Source organism: Arenibacter sp. F26102 (assembly GCF_023015865.1).
In the GTDB taxonomy this organism is placed as follows: Bacteria; Bacteroidota; Bacteroidia; order Flavobacteriales; family Flavobacteriaceae; genus Arenibacter.
Window position 1 is genome coordinate 319691 of the sequence record NZ_JALKBC010000001.1, and the last position, 19963, is coordinate 339653.

At 40.3% G+C, this 19963-nt stretch carries 15 protein-coding genes; 6 read left to right on the forward strand and 9 right to left on the reverse strand.

The window, feature by feature from the left end:
- Positions 1-20: 20 nt before the first annotated feature.
- From MWU78_RS01325 to MWU78_RS01340, 4 genes are read right to left on the reverse strand one after another with little or no spacing between them, the layout of a single operon-like run.
- Entirely contained in the window at positions 21-3509 is a 3489-nt protein-coding gene (locus MWU78_RS01325) for an efflux RND transporter permease subunit (protein WP_246994233.1), read from the reverse strand.
- A 7-nt stretch (positions 3510-3516) separates the two neighbouring features.
- On the reverse strand, positions 3517-4686 hold the full coding sequence (locus MWU78_RS01330) for an efflux RND transporter periplasmic adaptor subunit (protein ID WP_246994235.1): 1170 nt from the start codon (positions 4684-4686) through the stop codon (positions 3517-3519).
- A 31-nt stretch (positions 4687-4717) separates the two neighbouring features.
- Positions 4718-6058, reverse strand: coding sequence for a TolC family protein (locus tag MWU78_RS01335; protein ID WP_246994680.1), 1341 nt, complete (start codon positions 6056-6058; stop codon positions 4718-4720).
- A 44-nt stretch (positions 6059-6102) separates the two neighbouring features.
- Positions 6103-6708: a TetR/AcrR family transcriptional regulator gene (locus MWU78_RS01340; RefSeq protein ID WP_246994237.1), complete on the reverse strand. Its 606-nt coding sequence runs from the start codon at positions 6706-6708 to the stop codon at positions 6103-6105.
- A gap of 162 nt (positions 6709-6870) precedes the next feature.
- Between MWU78_RS01340 and MWU78_RS01345 the strand changes: the two genes are divergently transcribed.
- Complete coding sequence (locus MWU78_RS01345; protein ID WP_246994240.1) at positions 6871-7845, forward strand: polyprenyl synthetase family protein; 975 nt, start codon at positions 6871-6873, stop codon at positions 7843-7845.
- A 10-nt stretch (positions 7846-7855) separates the two neighbouring features.
- Here MWU78_RS01345 and MWU78_RS01350 read toward each other — a convergent pair whose 3' ends face one another.
- The 4 genes from MWU78_RS01350 to MWU78_RS01365 all read right to left on the reverse strand — a co-directional run bounded on the left by MWU78_RS01350 (position 7856) and on the right by MWU78_RS01365 (position 15410).
- On the reverse strand, positions 7856-11266 hold the full coding sequence (locus MWU78_RS01350; RefSeq protein WP_246994242.1) for a HEAT repeat domain-containing protein: 3411 nt from the start codon (positions 11264-11266) through the stop codon (positions 7856-7858).
- 65 nt (positions 11267-11331) lie between these two features.
- The gene (locus tag MWU78_RS01355; protein WP_246994244.1) at positions 11332-12498 is read right to left on the reverse strand and encodes a lycopene cyclase family protein; all 1167 of its coding nucleotides are present in this window, start codon (positions 12496-12498) and stop codon (positions 11332-11334) included.
- A 114-nt stretch (positions 12499-12612) separates the two neighbouring features.
- A complete protein-coding gene (locus MWU78_RS01360; protein ID WP_246994245.1) occupies positions 12613-13101 on the reverse strand; it encodes a thioredoxin fold domain-containing protein in 489 nt (162 codons plus the stop codon).
- A gap of 5 nt (positions 13102-13106) precedes the next feature.
- The gene (locus tag MWU78_RS01365) at positions 13107-15410 is read right to left on the reverse strand and encodes a TonB-dependent receptor (RefSeq protein ID WP_246994247.1); all 2304 of its coding nucleotides are present in this window, start codon (positions 15408-15410) and stop codon (positions 13107-13109) included.
- Positions 15411-15488: 78 nt separating this feature from the next.
- Between MWU78_RS01365 and MWU78_RS01370 the strand changes: the two genes are divergently transcribed.
- Genes MWU78_RS01370 through MWU78_RS01390 form a run of 5 tightly spaced genes read left to right on the forward strand, consistent with a single transcriptional unit; the run spans position 15489 to position 18306 of the window.
- On the forward strand, positions 15489-16151 hold the full coding sequence (locus MWU78_RS01370; RefSeq protein WP_246994249.1) for a metal-dependent transcriptional regulator: 663 nt from the start codon (positions 15489-15491) through the stop codon (positions 16149-16151).
- On the forward strand, positions 16148-16969 hold the full coding sequence (locus tag MWU78_RS01375) for a ZIP family metal transporter (RefSeq protein ID WP_246994251.1): 822 nt from the start codon (positions 16148-16150) through the stop codon (positions 16967-16969). The genes MWU78_RS01370 and MWU78_RS01375 overlap by 4 nt, the downstream gene beginning before the upstream one ends.
- 44 nt (positions 16970-17013) lie before the next feature.
- The gene (locus MWU78_RS01380; protein WP_246994253.1) at positions 17014-17445 is read left to right on the forward strand and encodes a hypothetical protein; all 432 of its coding nucleotides are present in this window, start codon (positions 17014-17016) and stop codon (positions 17443-17445) included.
- 48 nt (positions 17446-17493) lie between these two features.
- Positions 17494-17886: a DUF2141 domain-containing protein gene (locus tag MWU78_RS01385; RefSeq protein WP_246994256.1), complete on the forward strand. Its 393-nt coding sequence runs from the start codon at positions 17494-17496 to the stop codon at positions 17884-17886.
- Between the two features lie 33 nt (positions 17887-17919).
- Complete coding sequence (locus MWU78_RS01390) at positions 17920-18306, forward strand: DUF423 domain-containing protein (protein ID WP_246994258.1); 387 nt, start codon at positions 17920-17922, stop codon at positions 18304-18306.
- 3 nt (positions 18307-18309) lie between these two features.
- Here the strand turns inward: MWU78_RS01390 and MWU78_RS01395 are convergent, their stop codons facing one another.
- Entirely contained in the window at positions 18310-19842 is a 1533-nt protein-coding gene (locus tag MWU78_RS01395; RefSeq protein WP_246994260.1) for a carboxypeptidase-like regulatory domain-containing protein, read from the reverse strand.
- Positions 19843-19963: the final 121 nt, after the last annotated feature.

Consider the following 19963-nt stretch of genomic DNA (forward strand, 5'->3'; position numbering starts at 1 on the left):
TTAGTTTAATTGGAATTAACTTAAGCTGCAGTTATTACCTCATTTTTAGCCTTGCCACTTCCTCTAAGGGCAATTTTCATCCTGTATGTTATATTAAATAGCACAGGAACAATAATCAATGTAAGAAAGGTGGCTACGATCAAACCAAAGATTACGGTCCAAGCCAAGGGACCCCAGAATACCACATTGTCTCCTCCCATGTATATGTGGGGGTTAAATTCAGAAAATAGCGCAAAGAAGTCTATATTTAAACCTATTGCTAAGGGGATCAATCCTAGAACAGTGGTTATCGCGGTTAGAATAACCGGCCTAAGCCTAGCTTTTCCGCCCTTAATAATGGCTTCTGTAGCATCTTCTTTGGTCAATAGGGCTTTATCATCCATACCAAGTTTTACCTTCCTACGGTCAATAAGAATTTGGGTGTAATCCAATAGTACCACTCCATTGTTCACGACAATACCCGCCAAGGATATTATCCCCATCATAGTCATCATAATCACAAAGGACCATCCTGTAATCATTAGACCTCCAAATACCCCAATAAAACTTAGGAATATGGCAATCATTATGATCAGGGGTTTAGAGATGCCACCAAACTGAAATATAAGTATCAGCATAATAAGTCCCAATCCGGTAAAAAATGCGCCTACCAAGAACATCATCTGCTTGTTTTGCTCTTCTATTTGCCCGGTATAATCTATTTTTATCCCTGTAGGAAGGTTCTTGAACTCCTCCATTTCCTTTTGAATTTCGGCCACAATTGCGGCAGCATCGGTAAAACCAGGTTGCAGACCGGAATATACGGTAACCACTCGTTTATTGTCCCTATGCTTTATAGCACTAAAACCAGAAGTATTCCTTTCGGTTGCCACCGCGGAAACAGGAATTTCCTTGATCTTTCCCGAGGATTGATCTCTGAAAATGATGTTTTGATTAAATAGGGCACTTTTATTATACCTTAAATCCTCGCTAAACCGAACATTTATATCATAATCTTCCCCATATTCTTTATAAACACCGGCTTTTGCACCAAATAAGGCCCGTCGCAATTGATTCCCAACCTGTCCGACCGATACCCCTAGTTCACCCGCTTTTTTACGGTCTACCACGACTTGCATGGATGGCTTACTTTTGTTTACATCGATCTTTATTTCTTCAATACCGGCGATATTTTTAGTATTTATAAAGTTTCTAATATCCTCCGCTGTATTGATCAACTGGTCGTAATCCTTTCCTTCCAATTCAATATTAATGGGATAACCTGCTGGTGGGCCATTGGCCTCTTTTTCCACAGATATGGCAACACCAGGATAAATACCGCTGAGTCCAGACTGAACCTTGGCACGGATGTCTTCCGTGTTCAGCCCTCTCCTATACTTAAATTCACTGAAGTTGACGGTGATTTTTCCTTTATGTGGCATTTCAGCGGCTGAACCTCCATCGGCCAAAGGATTGCCCGCTCCTTCACCTACTTGTGATACGGCAGTAGTCATCATAAAGTTTTCGCCATTGTCCATATATGCCTTGTCATTAACAATGGCATAGACCCTTTTCTCAATATCCAGGGTAATTTCATTGGTCTTTTCTATAGCTGTCCCTTCTGGATACTCTATGTAGACATAAATTTCATTGGGTATATTGTCCGGAAAGAATTCTATTTTTGTTCTTCCACTGCCAATAGACATCCCGAAAAGCATAAAGACAACTACCAACAACATTGCCGTAATTCCAAAATACCAGTACACATTTTTTCCCCTTAAGGCATGTATCAATCTTTTCTCATACCAGTTTTCAAAACGTGTCATGGTATTTTTTTGAAAGCGTGTAGCCCATTTTTTTATTGCGTATTTATATATCCAGAACATCCCTGCTGTGAGTATCATTACCGAGCCAAAGCCTCTCACGGCTCCACCGAACAATAAGATCAGTAACCCGAGTCCGCCCATAATGATGCTAATGCGTACCAACTGCTTTAAGGTCAGTTCCTTTTCCTCGGTATCCATAAAATTGGATACCAGCATGGAGTTCATAAATATGGCTACAAACAAGGACGACCCCAACACCACGGATAAGGTAATTGGAAAATAGATCATAAATTGACCGAATATCCCTGGCCATAATCCTAAGGGAACAAAGGCTGCGACAGTGGTGGCGGTGGAAATGATTATTGGAAAGGCAATTTCTCCAATACCCTTTTTTGCCGCCTCAATACGTGGCATACCTTCATCCATTAAACGATATACGTTTTCTACTACCACAATACCGTTATCCACCAACATTCCCAATCCCATGATCATTCCGAAAAGAATCATGGTATTCAGGGTATATCCCAACCACGATAGGATCATAAAGGACATAAACATGGACATTGGTATGGCAAAACCAACAAATAGGGCATTGCGGAAGCCTAAAAAGAACATAAGGACGCCTACTACCAATATAATTCCAAAAATTATATTGTTGACCAAGTCATCTACTTGGTTAAGAGTTCTTGTTGATGAATCGTTGGCAATGGAAATGTGAAGATCTGGAGGAAAATAGTTGGCCTTGGTGGTTTTTACAATTTCCTTAATTTGATCGGATGCAGATATGGAATTTTGACCTGCCCTCTTTTTCACATCCAACATCACTACGCTTTCCCCAAATTCCCGGGCATAGGTAGTTTTGTCCTTTTCATCAAAATGTATTTCGGCAATATCTTTTAGATATACGGCCCCGTTATCTGATTTTACTACAAAATCGTACAGCTGGATTGGGTTTTCTACCTCGCCCAATATGCGAATGGTGCGCCTTTGGCCACCGATCTTTAAATTACCTGCGGACATGGTCATGTTACCGTTACCTATGGCCTGCATAACATCGTCAAAACTTACTTGAGCCGCCATCATTTTATATACATCAACGGCTACCTCTACTTCTTTTTCCTGAGCTCCCCGGATGTCGGCTTTTTTTACCTCAGGAAGGTTTTCAATTTCATCCTGCAGATATTCGGCATATTCCTTTAATTTTTCTACAGGATAATCCCCGGTAAAGTTGATGTTCATGATGGGAACTTCTTCAGAAAAATTGAGGTCAAATACATTTGGTTCTACTTTGGCACCGTTAAAAGTAGGCCAGTCTTCACTTGCCTTTTCACTATCAACCTCATCCTTGACCCTTTGTTTGGCTGCTTCAACTGTAATTTCTTCATTGAATTCGACAGTGATGATGGAATAATCTTCCTGTGATGTAGAAACTATCTCTACCACATTGCTAATATTCTTTAATTCATCTTCCAAGGGATCCGTTATCAACCTTTCAATATCTTCAGCGGTATTACCTGGATAAGGGGTGCTGATATATATCTTCGTTTCTATGATTTCTGGAAAGTCTTCCCTTGGCATAGCAAAATAGGACGATAATCCAATCCATAAAAAGATACCTATCATTACATAAATAACGGAAGGGTTGTCTATAGCCCACGACGATAGACTAAATTCTTTGTCTGCGTTTTTTTGTAGTTTGCTCATGGACTTTTTAGTTTAAAACTTTAACTTTTTGACCATCCTTTACACTTCTGGCGCCTTCTTTTATGATGTGATTGCCTTTATTGATGCCGGAAAGAACCTCCACATAACCGTTTTGGGTCTGGCCAGTGGTAATAATCATCTTTTTAACCACGGCTTCATTGTCGGCGTTCAGTTCTTCGGCCACATAGGCATATTGTTCGCCATCAGCATTTTCGGAAACAATACTCTGTGGAATAAGAATGGCATTTTCGCTGGAATAATCGTTTAATTGTACCTTGGCGCTCAGGTTGGGCTTAATGGTTCCCGACTCATTGGGAACAGGAATTTCTACCGTAAAAGATCTGTTACCTGGGTTAATAAAATTTCCCGTCTGTCTTATTGTGGTCATTATGCTATCACCTAAAACAGGAAAATATACTTTGGCTTCCTTGCCATTTTTTATGCTGCCCAAATAGGTTTCAGGCACCTCTACTACGATGTACATTTCCGAAAGGTTCACTATTCGGAAAATTTCGGATCCAGGACCAGGGGCAACCACTGTACCTTGGTCTTTGATAACGTCGTCTATAATCCCGGAAAATGGAGCTCTAATAGTCGACTTTCCTAATTGACTCTTCATTTGATTAACGTTATTTTCCGTAGCTTCATAATTGGTCTTCGCCTGTAGATACTGAATTTCTGAACCTATTTTTTGGTCCCATAATCTTTTTTGACGCTCAAAAGTGGTTTTTGCCAATTGCGCTTGAGTTTTTAATTGCTCTAGTTGACTGCCCATACCGCCATCATCAATACTAGCCAATATCTGTCCTTTGCTTACCTTTTGGCCTTCTTTTACATATACTTTTTGCAATACACCTTGCATTTCTGGATAGATAAGCACATTTTGTTTCGTTTTTACATCACCTTGTAAATCCAGGTAATGGTCAAATTTTATAGGATTGGCTATAACCGTGGTAACCAAGGGAAGGTTTTCATTTCCGCTCATTGATCCAATTACCGAATCCAATTTCTTAAGTTCGGACTCCATGACTTTTTGCTTCTCGAACAGCTCACTTTTTTTAGCACGTAATGCGTTGAGGTCTCCGCTGGAAATAAGTTGATCTACTGTTTGTTGATTATCGGAACCGCAAGAGACCATAATGGCACCCAGAGCGAATATTTGAAGAATTTTTTTCATAATGTTTTATTGATAGGTTGACGTATTGCGTTTATAGTTTTTTGTTAAGTACGGTTTCCAATTCGGTTTTCTTGTTTATTACTTCTACCATGGATTGGAGGTATTCCTGCTGTGCATCATACAACTGTGTTTGCGCCTGTCTTAGTTCGAAGCTGGAGGCAAGGCCTTCTGTGTATTTTACCTCGTTCTTATATTCGATGCGTTCCGCAAGGGCCAAATTTTCGCTTGCAGTGTTGTATTGTTCTATAGAAAAGAGGTAGTTGCTCTTAGCGGTTTTATGTTGAAGGCGTATGTTCTGTTCGGTCTCCGATAATTGGGTTTTGGCTTTTTCCAAGGCTATTTTTGCCCTAGCTGTCTTTGCACTTCTTCCGAAGGAGCTAAAAATTGGAATATGCAAGTCTAACCCCAACACCGATGAATCAAACCAATCGGTATCGTTGCTAAAGAAGTTGAACTTGTCACTATAGGAAGTGCTTCCATAATTTACAAAGGCATTTAAGGTTGGCAGGGCCAAACTTTTTTGAAGCTTAAGTTCCAATTCCCTTTGTTGGTTTAGATTGTTCACAATTTTAAAAGCGATGTTGTTGTCCATTACCAAATCTTCCTCCAACAGGTCCAAACGTATTGTTGCCTGGGCCAAATCGGAAAGCTTTTCCTTTAATTGAGTAGGAGCATCTATGTCCAATCCCATAATTAGATTTAACATCTGTAGGGTAATCGACTGTAGCCGGAGTGAGTTTTTTAATTGATTGTCAACGGAGGATAATGTAATCTGCAATTGTTCCACGCTTTCTTCATCACCAAGCCCATTTTCGAACAGCTTTTGGGTTTCAAAAAGATTTTTTTCCAAATTGACCTTGTTTTTTTCCAGAATGGCAACGCTTTCCTGGGACAATAGAACATTACCATAGGCCTCGACAACAGATAAACGCACCTCCAACTCGGTCTTCTCCTTGTTGTTATTACTATAGGCAATAAAGGTTTTTGCCGCTTGAATGCCAACGAGGTAAGACCCGTCAAAAATTTGTTGTTTAAGGGTTGCCGTGGCATTTGCAGTTTGGGGTTGTCCAAACACAATAGGGATAAAGGTTCCTGGTTCCTGCCCCGCCAATTCGCCTGGCAACAGTGATACGGGTTGCTTTAATTGGTTTTGATAGCTCACTGCCCCATCAATTTGTGGAAGCCCGGTCGCAATAGTTTCCCATTTTTGCTTTTTTGCGTCCAACAAATCCCGATCGGCATTGATGGCGCTGTAATTGTTCTCCAAGGCAAAGGCAATAGCTTCCTCCAGGCTGAAACTATATGTCTGTTCTTGGGCGTGGGTCCAAGTAACCGTAAATAGCATTAAAAGTGCTAAAAAGCTGTATTTCATAAGATTCGATTTAAGGTTTTTAGATTGGGTCATTTAGCTGTATTTTATTCATATGTAGAATCGATGATATCATTTAGTATCTTTCTGCCCTTTGGTGTTACAATTCCCCGCAAATGATATTCAAGAAAATAATCCTGTAATTCTTTAGTAGAGAAATTACCTTCTGGAAAAAAGCGCTCGTCCTTGATACTGGCCACACCCGAAATATAGATGCGCGATACAAATTCGATGTTCAAATTTTCCCTGTAAATTCCAAGTTCCAGACCTCTTTTAATATTTTTTATTGTGCATTCCTGCATTAGTTCGTATTGCTTTTTCCTAAGGTTTGCAAAAATTTTGGGATAGTATTTCTGCAACTGGTATTGGGGGGAAGATTTTTCATCCTTTAAATGGGAAATGACAAACTTTTTAATGTCGTACAATTCTTCAATTGGATTCTTTCCATTGGCAAATATGAAATCTATTCCTGTATTAATTTGGTTAAATAGACTAAAAGTGCACTCCTGCACCAACTTTGTCTTATTTTCAAAATGGGTGTAAATCGTTTTTTTGGATATTCCCATTTCATTTGCCAAATCGTCCATGGTAACACTTTTGAATCCAAGATTCAAAAACATATCCGTTGCCTTTTCCAGTATTTTTTCTTTCATAGAGCCGGCAAAGATAGTACTGGAAACTTATAAAACAAAAAAAGTTTCCTAGGTTTTACGTTTTCTTAACATTTTAGTCTATTTTCTTCTTTTTGGATTGGGAATTGTTTCTTTATGGTATGTGATTTCTTTTAATGTATTTTTGAAAAAAAAATTGCCGTTATGCAGAGTATTGAACAATACAGGTCGGATTTTATGGCCCATATGAAGGAAAGGTTCCTAATTAAAGAGCCCGTAAATCTGTATGAGCCAATTTCCTATATTCTCAATTTGGGAGGAAAACGACTAAGGCCTGTTTTAACCTTAATGACCACCGATATTTTTGGGGGAGATTATAAAAAGGCCCTGGATGCTTCGTTGGCTATTGAAGTATTTCATAATTTTTCCTTGGTACATGATGATATAATGGATGCGGCGCCATTGAGAAGGGGGAAACAGACATTGCACAAAAAGTGGGATATGAATACCGGGATTCTTTCCGGGGATGCTATGTTGATATATAGTTATCAGTTGTTGGAAAGTTATCCTGCATCCACTTACAAGAAATTGATGAAATTGTTCAGTAAAACTGCCCTGGAAGTTTGTGAAGGACAACAGTATGATGTGGACTTTGAGAATAGGGAAGATGTAAGCATTCCTGAATATCTGGTTATGATCCAAAATAAGACGGCTGTTTTAGTGGCCGCGGCCATGAAAATGGGAGCGATAATTGCCGATGAATCGGACGATGTCCAAGATTTGATTTATGATTTTGGGAAGAATCTAGGGATTGCCTTTCAATTACAGGACGATTATTTGGATGCTTTTGGAGACCCCAAGAGCTTTGGAAAACAGGTTGGGGGCGATATTATTGAAAACAAAAAAACCTATTTGTACTTGAAGGCTCTGGAAATGGGAAGCTCTAACCAGGCTCAGGAGTTGGAGCATCTCTTTTCCATTAAACCAAAGGATGCCACCAATAAAATAAAAACGGTTAAGGAATTATTCCAAGAAACAGGTGCTGTGTCCCTTACTATAAAAGAGATAGAAAGTTACACCGATAAGGCATTTAATATTTTGGAAATGCTGAGCATTGAACCTGGGAAAAAAGAAATATTAAGGCAGTTTGGTACTGCCTTAATGAAACGCGATGTTTAGTTTATTTAAGTTATTCCTTTTTCAATTCAGCCAAGAATTCCACTACATCCCTTATTTCCCTTTTGGACATTATGGTTCCCATAGGTGGCATCCCCGAGGCCATATTTTGTCTTTTGTCTATTCTGGATAGGGCAATTTCCATGGGTTCCGCATCAGAGGTTTTAAGTATAAGCTCGTCCTCGGTTTCCTCCTCCAAAATTCCCGTTATGGTTTGTCCGTCCTTCAGGGTAACGCTGACCATACCGTAACCAGGTGATAAGCGTGCACTCGGATTGATCAAGGCCTCTAAGATCTGTTCCCTGCTCAATAGGTTTCCTATATTGTCCAAAGCGGGGCCTACGGATCCGCCCGCACCTCCAACGGCATGACATCTAACGCATTGCCCTGTAGAATTGGTGTTGAAATACTGATAGCCGTCCCTTCTGTTTCCTCCATTTAGGGTTTCGGAATAGGCCTGCAAACCATCTCCTTGCGATTTTAGTTTGCCCAGTTGGGCAATCAATTCTTCGGATTGGGTGGCTTCAACGGCCTCCGTTAGATCCAAAATAACCCCATTGGACAATTTCTTGTTATTTCCTTGTTTTATTAGTGAGCTTAGTACATCCTTACTTTTTTCAAGTGGCATTTCCCCTAATACGCTCAACATTTTTTGTTGTTCAATAATGGATCCACTCTTAAATATAGGCTCCACAATAGCGGGCAACTTTTCTTTGGGGATATCTACTTGGGTTACCAAACCTACTGCCACAGTACGGACATTTCGATCTTTATCTGCCATACCAATCCTCATGGCTTCTTCAATATTGGTGTAATTTAGATCGCCAAGTGCCATTAACATGGCCGAACGCACCTCTGGGGAAGCATTATTTTTCATAATAGTTGCCAATTGGGCATTGTAACCATCTATATTGAGGGCGCTTATTGACTTGGCTGCGGCCACTAAAATATCCGGGTTTTTATCCTTCAAAAAGTCGGGAATATATTTTTCTATTTTCTGTTTTACAGCAATGGCATCCCTATTTATTTCACCCCTATATCGGCCATCTACCCTATCCAATACGGAAGGGGAGGCCCAGGTGCCAACGGCTGCCAGAGCTTCACCTCTAAGGGTACTGGATACAGTAGTTCTGCTAGCAAAATCGATTAGGAGGTTTAGCTCCTTATCACCTCCAACCCTAAGTGCGGCGTTGATACTCCTGCGCAACAATGGTTCAGAGGTAAATCTTTCCTCTTTCAATAAGGAGGCCAAAGCCGGTAAGGCAGGTTCAATAGACCAATCATCATTGATCGCCCTTGCGGCCTCGGTAACTATATATTCATCCTGGTCTTTTAAAAATAGGGCTAACTGTTCATTTTGTAGTCGTCTCAATACCAATACAGCGGCTATGCGTAAACTTCTGTTTTTGCTTTCGGCCAAGGCTATTATCGGGGCAGATTCCCCTATTCTTGCCAGCGCCAATACGGCGGCATGTCTTAAATAAAGATCTTCGTCATTATTAGCTTCCAACATTGTTAAAAGGGGCTGAACCGCATTTTTTTCCGCAATCCTACCTAGTGCTTGGGCGGCGAAGAATCGTACCCGCGCGTTTTCATGCTTAAGCAGTGAAATGAATTCCTTGCCGGCGTTACTATATTTAACATCTCCCAAGGTTTTGGCAGCCTGTGCCACAATTTCAGGGTCACTATCCTTTAAAAGATTCATTAAAGGTTCGGCTCTGTCCAACTTTTCTCGTGCCAATTGCCCTATGCCCCAAATTCCGTGGACCCGGGCCAATTGGTTTTCCTTTTGTGTTATGGCAGCGGTAAATGCTTTGTGGCCCTTATTGTTCCTATCTGCCAATTCGAATTGGGCTTTTTGGCGAATGCGCATATCGGGATAAGAAAGGAACTGGATTAATTTGTCAACGTTTTGATCTGTATAGTCCAAAGTCATTAGTCGCTCTGTTTCCTTTCTTTCCGCCTTCAGGTCGTTTTTGTTCGCAGCAACATCCAACTTCCATACCCGGCCGTAATTTTTGGTGTCCCAGCCGTTCATCCAATCTGCAATATAAAGAGCCCCGTCCGGAGCGAAACGAATTCCTGTGGGGAGGATTCCGCTTAAAATATCCTGTTCCGTATTCAATTCAAAGGAGGCTCCTTTGGGTTTAAGGTCGAAACTCCATATGTGCGATCTACTAGGGTTGCCAACAAACTCTACCAGAAAGAATTTGTTTTTCCATTCTTTTCCCAGAGCAGTGCCAGGGTTGTAGGCCATTCCTGTAGGGCCATTATGAAAGTTCATAATAGGTGGTATAATATAGGCAGCTTGGTTTTCCCAACGTGGAACAAAAAGTTTTTCATCCATCCAAACGTTGTACCCATTGTTTTTTGGGTCGGTGTACTTGCCATATTGCCAGTTGGAGCGCCAACCTGCGTCAGATCCCTCAACAATATATACCAAACGTTCGCTTTCTCCACGGTGATCCCCGTCATTATCCGCGGTGATAATATTGCCGTATTCGTCAAATACAAATTCGTGGGTATTGCGCACACCGGCGGCAAAAACCTCAAAATCGCTGCCATCGGGATTGGACCTCACAATAACCCCTTGATTTGGGTATTTGTGATGTGTTCCGTCAGCGGTGGTAATATTGGCCCCTATATCCCCAATTCCCCAATATATTCTTCCGTCAGGACCTTCTATTGCTCCAGACATTCCATGTCCCCCAAAACCAATATGTACCCCGTAACCATGGGAAATGGAGGTTTTATCGTTCATTATACCATCTCCATCCTCATCGGTAATTCTCCACATATCCGGGGCAATGCCTACGAACATATCATTTTTCCTAACCAATAAAGCTCCAGCAACATCTGATATTTCTTCGTGAAAATCATTCACAATTCTTGTGGCGACATTGGCATAACCAGAAGCGTTTTGGTCCTCCAACTTCCATATTTCCTCCTTTTGTACGGTAAGGTCTCTCCAATCGTGTATACTATCTTTATTCAGGTCTTTTAACCATTCGTTTTCTTCGCTTTTTTCGGTAGCGAAGGTTTCATGTAAAAAGTTTTTTCTATCCTCCACGGATTGTAGTGCAATGGACGGGGTCATCCAATGTCTGAATCCCCTGATATCAAATTCAGAGTTTTTTTGACGGTTGGTCCGAGTAAGGTATATGTTTCCCTCATCGTCAACGGACATGGCCACTGGATCGGGAGCCAAAGAATCCGAAGCCCATAAAGTCAACGTTAAGCCTTCTGCGACTTGGGCGGGAACACTTTCCCTTATTTCCTTAAACCTACTTAAGGCAGTTGTAGTATCCTCTTTTATGACCAACAGGGGCTCCTGAGATTGCTTGGGTTTTTTTTCACAGGATATGGCAAATAGGCCAAAAAGGGATAGAATTAAGGCAGTTTTAAAGGTAGTTATGGTGCGCATGGGAATTATTGGTTTTAAAAGAGTAAAATATACGGGTATATATCAATATTATAAAATATTGCTTGTTAAATTAAAAACACCCGACGTATAAGGGCCTGGATAAATTCTTTTTTGGGGCAGGCCGCAATAATTTTTAAGTCTTCCCAGATACTGGTTTTTTCATCCAAAAATTTAAAGATACTTTGGGCTTTCCGTTGTTTGAACAGTTGTCCAAAAATTAACCTTCCCTTATTGTTTTTTCTATGGAGTATATCCAATAATAGGAGGTCATAAAACCAAAATCGATCCTTTTTAAAAAAAGTATTTAGCGGTTTGTCTTTTTTCAAAAACGGGATTAAAGCTCCTGTTTTTTGATACGTCCGCATAAAGTTATAGCCCGAACTTGGCTTAGCCCATCCTCCGGCAATCCCAATATGCAAAATGTTTCTGCTGTTGTGGACGTTAAAATTATAACAGCTCATGGGGATGCTTCCCTTTTCCTTTTCCAATATTTCGTAATCTTTACAATCCAGGTTATTAAGATAGGATTTTATAGCCCCTTCATACTCTTGTTCGAGGAGCACATTTTCAGAGAATAAGGTGTATTCCACCAAAGCTTCCGTTTGGGAAAATGGCAATACGTACATAAAGCGGGTGTTTCCTTTCTGTGGGACCGAAAAATCCATAAAGGTAGCCTGATCCCTGTCAAAAATGGGTTTTGTAGTTTTTATAAACCAGCCTATAAAATGTTGCTGTAAGACCGGATATCTTTTTTGCTTAAGCAATGGTTTATAATCAAAAATGCTATTGAATATTTTTCTGCCCTTAAATGCATCGGTGTCGGTAGTGACCAATACTTCATGGTCCTTATCCTGAATTTCCTTTACATTCCCTTCCAAAAAAGTGATGTTGGTATGGCCGTTTATTTTGTTGCGGTATGTATGGTAAAAATCCTCTGCACGTAGCATCTTATACGTATAGGGGGCAATTGGAGTTCGTTTGGAAAATTTATCATCCGCGACAAATATGTGGTCCCAGGTTTTATGAAGTATATCGTCAAAATCTCCCTGGCCAATTTCCCAAAAACACCAGGTACGGTCATTTTGTTTGTGCAAATTCTTTTCCAGCAACAGAATAGTTTTCTGTGCAAAGAAATTATCCTTGCCCAAAGCATCGGCCAATAACAAGCCAGAGGCCCCTGCACCAATAATAATATAATCGTAGGTTGCCATGGGAATGCTATCTAGGTTCAAGGATTATAGCTGAATTTAGAAATGATTTTGCGTCCGCCCTCGGGATGCAATCCAAAAGTACAAATTCTATTGGTAGAATTTACAAATCCGAAAAAGGTGAAATATCAGGTATTTTTAAGGTGTTTTTTCAAGTATCTCCAACAATTGTTCGGCATCCAGATATTGGAAATAGCGTGCTTGGGCAGTAAAAGTAGAATCCATGAATACTAGGGCTGGTAGGCTAAAGGGAGTATCCTTTCTGCTAGCCAAGAGAAGGGGTATTTCATGTACGGGATTACGTCTATTGGCTCTCGGATTGGTAAAATTTTGTTGCCCAAAAACAATTGTATCTGTGGATTCCACATTAAATTTTATAGCATAAAACTCCGTATTGAGTTTATTTACCACCCTTGGGTCTTTAAAAGCTACTTCATCCATTTTTAGGCAGGGGGAACACCAATCCGCATAAAAATCGATGAATACTTTTTTAGGATTTGATTTAAGGGAGTCATGCAATTGTTCAAAGCTGATCCAATTAACTTGGGCTTTTTCTTGTGCAAGGGCATTTGACCAGGACAGCATTAAATTCACCGTCATTATTAAAATTGTTGTCTTGGATCCCATTATTCCTACAAAGATTTTATCCTTAGTCCTATAAAAACAGTTCTTGGGGCTCCAGGGCCGTAGACGTAGTTGCTATCCCTGTTTTTGCCCAAATCAAAATCGTCCTGGTAGGCATTTGTCAAATTTTTTACGCCTCCAAATATCTCTATTCCCGTGTCAATTTTGGGAAATGCATGGTTATATCCCAATCGGAGACTGAGTTCCGTAAACGATGGGGATTTGGTGTATTCATCTACTTCCTGACCTGTTCCTTCTCCACTAAAATGGGCAATTTCCATAGGTCCCGTATATACAATATTGGCGCTGGCACTTAGTTTTTTTGTGGGCGTATAATTAAAGGTAGCATAACCATAGTCGTTTGGGGTTCTCAAAAATGCTCTTTTTGCCTCCAAACCTTCAATATTCTCCACGGGATCATCGAAGAGGCTGGACTGTAGGGTAAAGCCGGCATCGATCTGTAGCAAATAATCAAAGTTGGCCCTTGTTTCCAGGGTAATACCTTTGACCGTAGCACCACTACCATTCCGCTTTTCAAAGCGTTGTCCAAATTCGTCTTCTCCCAAGGGGAAGAGAAAGAAGGCGTCGTTTAGTTGGGTATAAAATCCCTCTAGGGTAAAACCGGCAATGAAGTGTTCTGAGGCCTTATCGTAATTAATAGATCCGGTAAAACTATTGGAGCGTTCCTCCTTTAGGGCGTCGGAAAGTGAAACACGGGAGATGCCTCCTCCGGCGAAGGCAATGTGCAAGTCGGTATCAAAGGCTTGCGGCGCCCTAAACCCGGTACCCCATCCCAATCTCAATTGAGTTTCCTTATTCCACTTGTAGAGCAATGAGAGCCTTGGACTAAATATGGTTTTGTCTACCAGGTTGTGGTCATCGACTCTAAAACCGGAAAGAAAATTTAATTTGGTGTTAATATCCCAGTCGTTCTGTACAAACCCACTAAAATTCCTGGTCGTCTGGTCTATCTTGTAATTATAGGGTTCAATAACATCCAACACCTGGTCATATACAAATTCGGATCCAAAGGTCAATACGGTTTTGCCCCCTAGAAATTCATTAAACCTGTGATTGTATTGTGTGCCACCCTGATGTGTGGTAACATTGGATATGCCATAGGGCGGGTCGGCCAAAAATTCCCCCAATTCGGGCTCATCGTCTGGGATTATGCCCGTATAATGGTCACGGTCGGTATATTGTCCCCCATAATAAAGGATCAGTGCACTTTTTTCTTCATTAAAATTTATTTGATAATCCAAACTGCCCATAAGTACATTATGTGTCCGTTCTTCAGTTTGTTGTGCCAAGTGGGCAGGTTTGTCCACTACCTCACCACCATATCTATATTCATTTATGCTACTAAGGCTTACCTCCAACTTTTGGTTTTCCTGAGGTAGATAAAAGAAGTTGGTGCCAAAGGAATTGTTTATGAGCTGTGGCAGCTCTGAAAAATTGTCGCCATTGGCATCGTAGGTGTCACGATCCCGCTTACTGACGAAAAAGGTAGCGCCGGCATTCCGCTTTGTGTTAACTACAGTGGCGTTTCCTACAAGAAGGTGGTCGTTGGCATTGTTCCCCATATTTTGATAGGTATAGGTAAAGGAATAGTCGTTTTGCCGCGGAATCTTGGTTATCACATTCACGGTTCCGCCTATGGCACTGGATCCATAAAGTGCCGAAACACCTCCTCGGACTATTTCAATGCGTTCTATCATATTGGTAGGAATTTGCTCCATACCGTATAAGCCGGTAAGCGGACTAAAGATGGGTCGACCGTTGATCAATATTTGTGAATATCCTCCTTGTAGTCCGTTTATACGCAATTGGGTGTAATTACACGTCTGGCAATCGGTTTCTACCCTTAGGCCTGGTTGAAATCTTAAGCCATCGGAAAGATTGGTTGCCACTACATTATCCAAGGTTTTGCTATTGATCAAATTTACGATTACGGGGGAATCTGTACGTCTTTTGTCTGTCCGGGTACCTGTTACCACTACTTGTTCCAGACCCATAACATCCTCCTTTAATTCAAAATTTAATTGAAAGGGTCTGGAATTGTCCAGGGTAATTTCTTTTAGGTTGGATTGGTACCCTATGCTTTGGCAAACCACGGTGTAGGTTCCAAACGGGGCGTTTAGCCTATACTTTCCCGATTCATCGGTAGTGGTGCCAATTTGGGTCCCCTTAAGCTGTATGGTGGCCCAAGCTAATACATCTCCATTGGAAATAACCGTGCCTTCCAGTGTTCCGGTTTGGGAAAAAAGATGGAACAGTGGTAAAAAGAGTAATATCCAGATTATATTTTTCATTAAATTAAATTAAAATTTAGGCAAATCTAAAAATTTGTTTGTACAAATAAAAATGTATTTTTGCATAAATTGTATTTAATGACGCGTTCAGAAGAGAATTATATTAAGACTATTTTTCATTTAGGCAGAAAAGGGACACAGGAAGTAGCCACCAATGCCATAGCGGAACTAATGGAAACCAAGCCTTCTTCAGTTACCGACATGATTAAAAAACTATCCGAAAAAAATTTGGTAAACTACAAAAGGTACCAAGGGGTTTCCTTAACTTCTTTAGGCACCAAGACGGCATTGGGGATTATCAGAAAACATAGGCTTTGGGAGGTTTTCCTAGTGGAGAAGCTGGATTTTTCTTGGGATGAGGTCCATGAGGTGGCGGAACAGTTGGAGCATATTAAAAGTGACAAACTAATAGATAGTCTGGACCGTCTTTTGGCTTTTCCCAAGTTTGATCCGCACGGAGATCCCATACCGGATAAGAACGGAGGATTTAAGGAAAGGGATAGGGATTTGCTAAGTGAAGTCCCAATAAATACTGTTGGGGTATGTGTTGGGGTCAAGGACTCATCGGCCACCTTTCTAAAATTTTTGGACAAGAACGGGATAGCCTTGGGAAACCAAATAAGCGTGAAGGAGAGAGAGGAGTTCGATGGATCATTAAATATTGAGATAGATGGAAGGAATCTGCAAATTTCACACGTAATTGCGGCTAATTTGTACATTAAAACCAATGATGAAATATGAATCAGATAATAGACTATTTTGAATCGATAGACCCCATTTTAGCTGCATTTTATGCCACCTTGTTTACATGGGGACTTACGGCCTTGGGCGCTTCATTGGTATTTTTCTTTAAGGGCATGAACCGCGCCGTATTGGATGGCATGCTTGGTTTTACGGGAGGAGTAATGGTTGCCGCCAGTTTCTGGAGTTTATTGGCGCCAGGTATAGAAATGAGTCCTGGGGAAGGATTCGTAAAGGTGATTCCGGCCGCGGTTGGATTTCTGATGGGAGCATTGTTTCTATTTGGTTTGGATAAGGTATTGCCACATTTACATATTAACTTTAAGGAAAACGAAAAGGAAGGTATTAAAACACCCTGGCATAGAACAACCTTATTAACTTTGGCAATTACTTTGCACAATATTCCGGAAGGACTTGCTGTTGGGGTATTGTTTGGGGGTGTTGCCGCAGGTTTTGACGGAGCCACTATTGGCGGGGCCGTTGCCTTGGCACTTGGAATTGGGCTTCAGAACTTTCCCGAAGGTTTCGCGGTTGCCATGCCATTAAGGCGGCAGGGATTAAGTAGAAGAAAGAGCTTTATGTACGGTCAGGCTTCTGCCTTGGTAGAGCCTATCGCTGCGGTATTGGGAGCTTGGGCAGTTCTTACTTTTCAGCCAATTTTGCCCTATGCGCTATCTTTTGCGGCAGGAGCTATGATATTTGTCGTGGTGGAAGAGGTGATTCCGGAAACCCAACTGGATAAGTATACGGATATAGCCACCATGGGTTTTATAGGAGGATTTATTATTATGATGATGCTCGATGTTGGCCTGAGTTGAAATATTTTGGTTTGTTAGTGTAATCATCTATCTTCATTCAATTTATGGGAAATACAGATAAAAGGCATTGGTTTTTAAACGTGCTCATTGTGGTCACTATAATTGTAGTTGCCTTGGCATTTACGGCACATTACAAAAATTGGATAAAGACCGAAAAGGAGGAATTGGAAATATTATCTGGAATCTATTTCGTTAAAATTCCATATTCGGACATGGACAGTGTTACTATGGTGGAAAAGATTCCTTCCATGGAACGTATTAATGGATTTTCAGTTAAGGAGAGGGAAAAAGGTGTTTTTAAAGAAGATAGCTTAAGTTTAAATAAGGTATATGTTTATGTGGATCGACTTTCCCAACCCAAAATTCGGTTGGTCTATCAAGATTCCATGAAGTTGTTTTTGAACATGCCCGATAGTACGGAAACGGAAACAATGTATCGGTTGTTATCCGACAAAATTAATCCCCCAAAAGAATAGATGTACGGTTTTCCATTGGATGTGTTTTTGAAGAAATATAGTTGGCTTATGCTGATCCTACTTCCTTTCTCTGGGATGGCGCAATACAGTCTCTCAGTGGAAGTGCGTGGTGTAAAATCCTCCACTGGTAAAATCAATATTGCTATTTACAACAAGTCGCACGGGTTTTTAATGTTCGAAGAGGTATACAAGGTAGACCGCATAGCGGCAAAAGAGGCCAGCACGCATTTCAAGATTTCCGATCTACCCAAAGGGGAATATGCCGTGGCCATTTTTCACGATGAAAACGGAAACGACAAGCTGGATACAAATTGGTTGGGAATTCCAAAGGAATCCATTGCCTTTTCCAACGCCAAATTAAAGACTTTTGGTCCTCCTAGTTATAAGGAATGCGCTTTTGATTTGACCAAGGATTTGGATTTAATGATGCAGTTCAATTAGATTTATAGTTTAATCCCTTTATAAAATATTATTATGGTACTAATAGCTCATATCATGGGTTCCCTTTATGGTCTTTTAGCGGTCGTTTTTGGGGCTTTTGGTGCACATGCATTAAAAAAAATCTTGAACGAACAGCAATTGAAAAGTTTTGAAACGGGGGTAAAATATCAAATGTACCATGCCATTTTATTACTGGTTTTAGGATTTAATTTTAATCTGGAAACAGCCTTGGAACGTTATATGATTTATTGCCTTATAATTGGTGTGTTTCTATTTTCCTTTAGTATTTATGGTCTTTCCATAAGTGCGGGCAAAGGTAAAAAACTCAGGTTTTTGGGACCTATCACTCCGTTGGGTGGATTACTTTTGGTAATGGGTTGGGGATTATTGTTCTATTCCTTTATTCAAAATTTGGTTTAGGTTCTATTCCACCTCCACTTGCGCCGTAAAATCCTTTATGGCCTGATTGGGTTCTATTATGTTATAGCCCTTCCAAAATTCCGGATCGTAATTGGGCATATAGGTAGGAAGTACTGTGTTATTTTCCTGAACGGCATTGAATTGTTGGGTGGTAATGGTTTCTGAATCGAACAGGATTACCTCGTGTCTGTTTACCCCACTGCTCGCCATATCTATTTTCAGGGAAAGTTCGTTCTGTTTGTTCCTTCCTTTTACGTGCTTGTTTAGTTCAATGATTTTTAAAGGTCGTTTTATGGCCACCTTTGCGCCAAGTTCTTCTTCAAAGTACCGCAAATTGTAAACTCCTTTTTCATTCTTTGAAAATATCATTTTGCCCTTGTCCAAATATTGGTCCAAAGAGACTCCTAAAAGCTTAAACGTCCTCAAGGATTTAACATTACTGTAATCTAATCGGATTATGGCAAAATCATCTGCATGTATATATAGTCTACCCTTGTAGTCGGCAGATCTTTTGGGCTCAAAATCCAGAATATAGACTGCATCATCCCCTATATAGGTAAAATCTACCATTTTAAAATTATATCGATTGTCTTTATGGATGAAATTGAGGTCCGAATCTTTCAGAAAAAACTGTTTTTCCATAATCTTCCCCAAGCTTCCTTTTTTAAAGGAAGCGAAATTCTTTTTTCGATTTTCTTCCTTCTTTTTCTTTTCTTCCAATTCTTTTTTCAAGGCCTCGGCGTCTGCACCTTCATTCTCGGGAGTAAATATTTCGTCGGCATCCACTTTTGTACCGAATAGACCCGATTTTATTTTAAAATAGGAATCGTGCTTTATATTTTTCTTTAGAATATCATTGAACTTTTCTTCCAAAGCCGTTATGTCCAGCTCACTTTGCTTATCATATAGTTCTGAAGCTTTTATCAGGGTTAGTTTTTGATTGTCCTTTTCATAATTGCCATAAAAGTCACCTAAGATTTCGGTGTACCGACTCGATTTTTTTGGGATGGTATTCAGGACACTGTCCAAGAATTTCTCGTTAAGGGCGGCTATGGTGGATTCTTTGAAGGTGTAATTGGATTTGGTAAGGTTTTGATGATAGGAGTCCCTAAAGAACAATCGTTTTTTGGTGAGGGTCTTACTGTGATTTTTGTCGATATGCTCTTTTACCTGCTCTATAAGCTCTTCGGCAGTATACTGTTTGTTACTAACAATTACAGGATTTAGTTCTATAGGTTTGGAACTTAGAAAAATGACAGCTTCAGTAAATTGATTCAATGGTTTGCGTAAACCCTCATAGCCTATACACGATATAAAAAGGGAGTCGGTGTCTTTGCTGTTTTGATCTAATAGCAAACTAAATCGGCCCTCTTCATTGGTATTAACCCCTTTTTTATTGGACTGTAGAATAGTGGCATAGGGGATGGGTTGTTTTGTGGAGGAGTCTTTTACTACCGAGGAAATTAATTGTGCCTGATTAATATTGCATGCGAGTGCAATTAGAAAAATCGGGAATAAGGTTCTAAAATTGAGCATACAAGTCATCTAATGAACACCAAATTACGGATTTGGATTTCTGAAAGCAATGGACTTGTGATTATTTTAAGACAGATTTATTCTACTTAATAAAAAGTAATATTAATCTCGAATGGAAGAT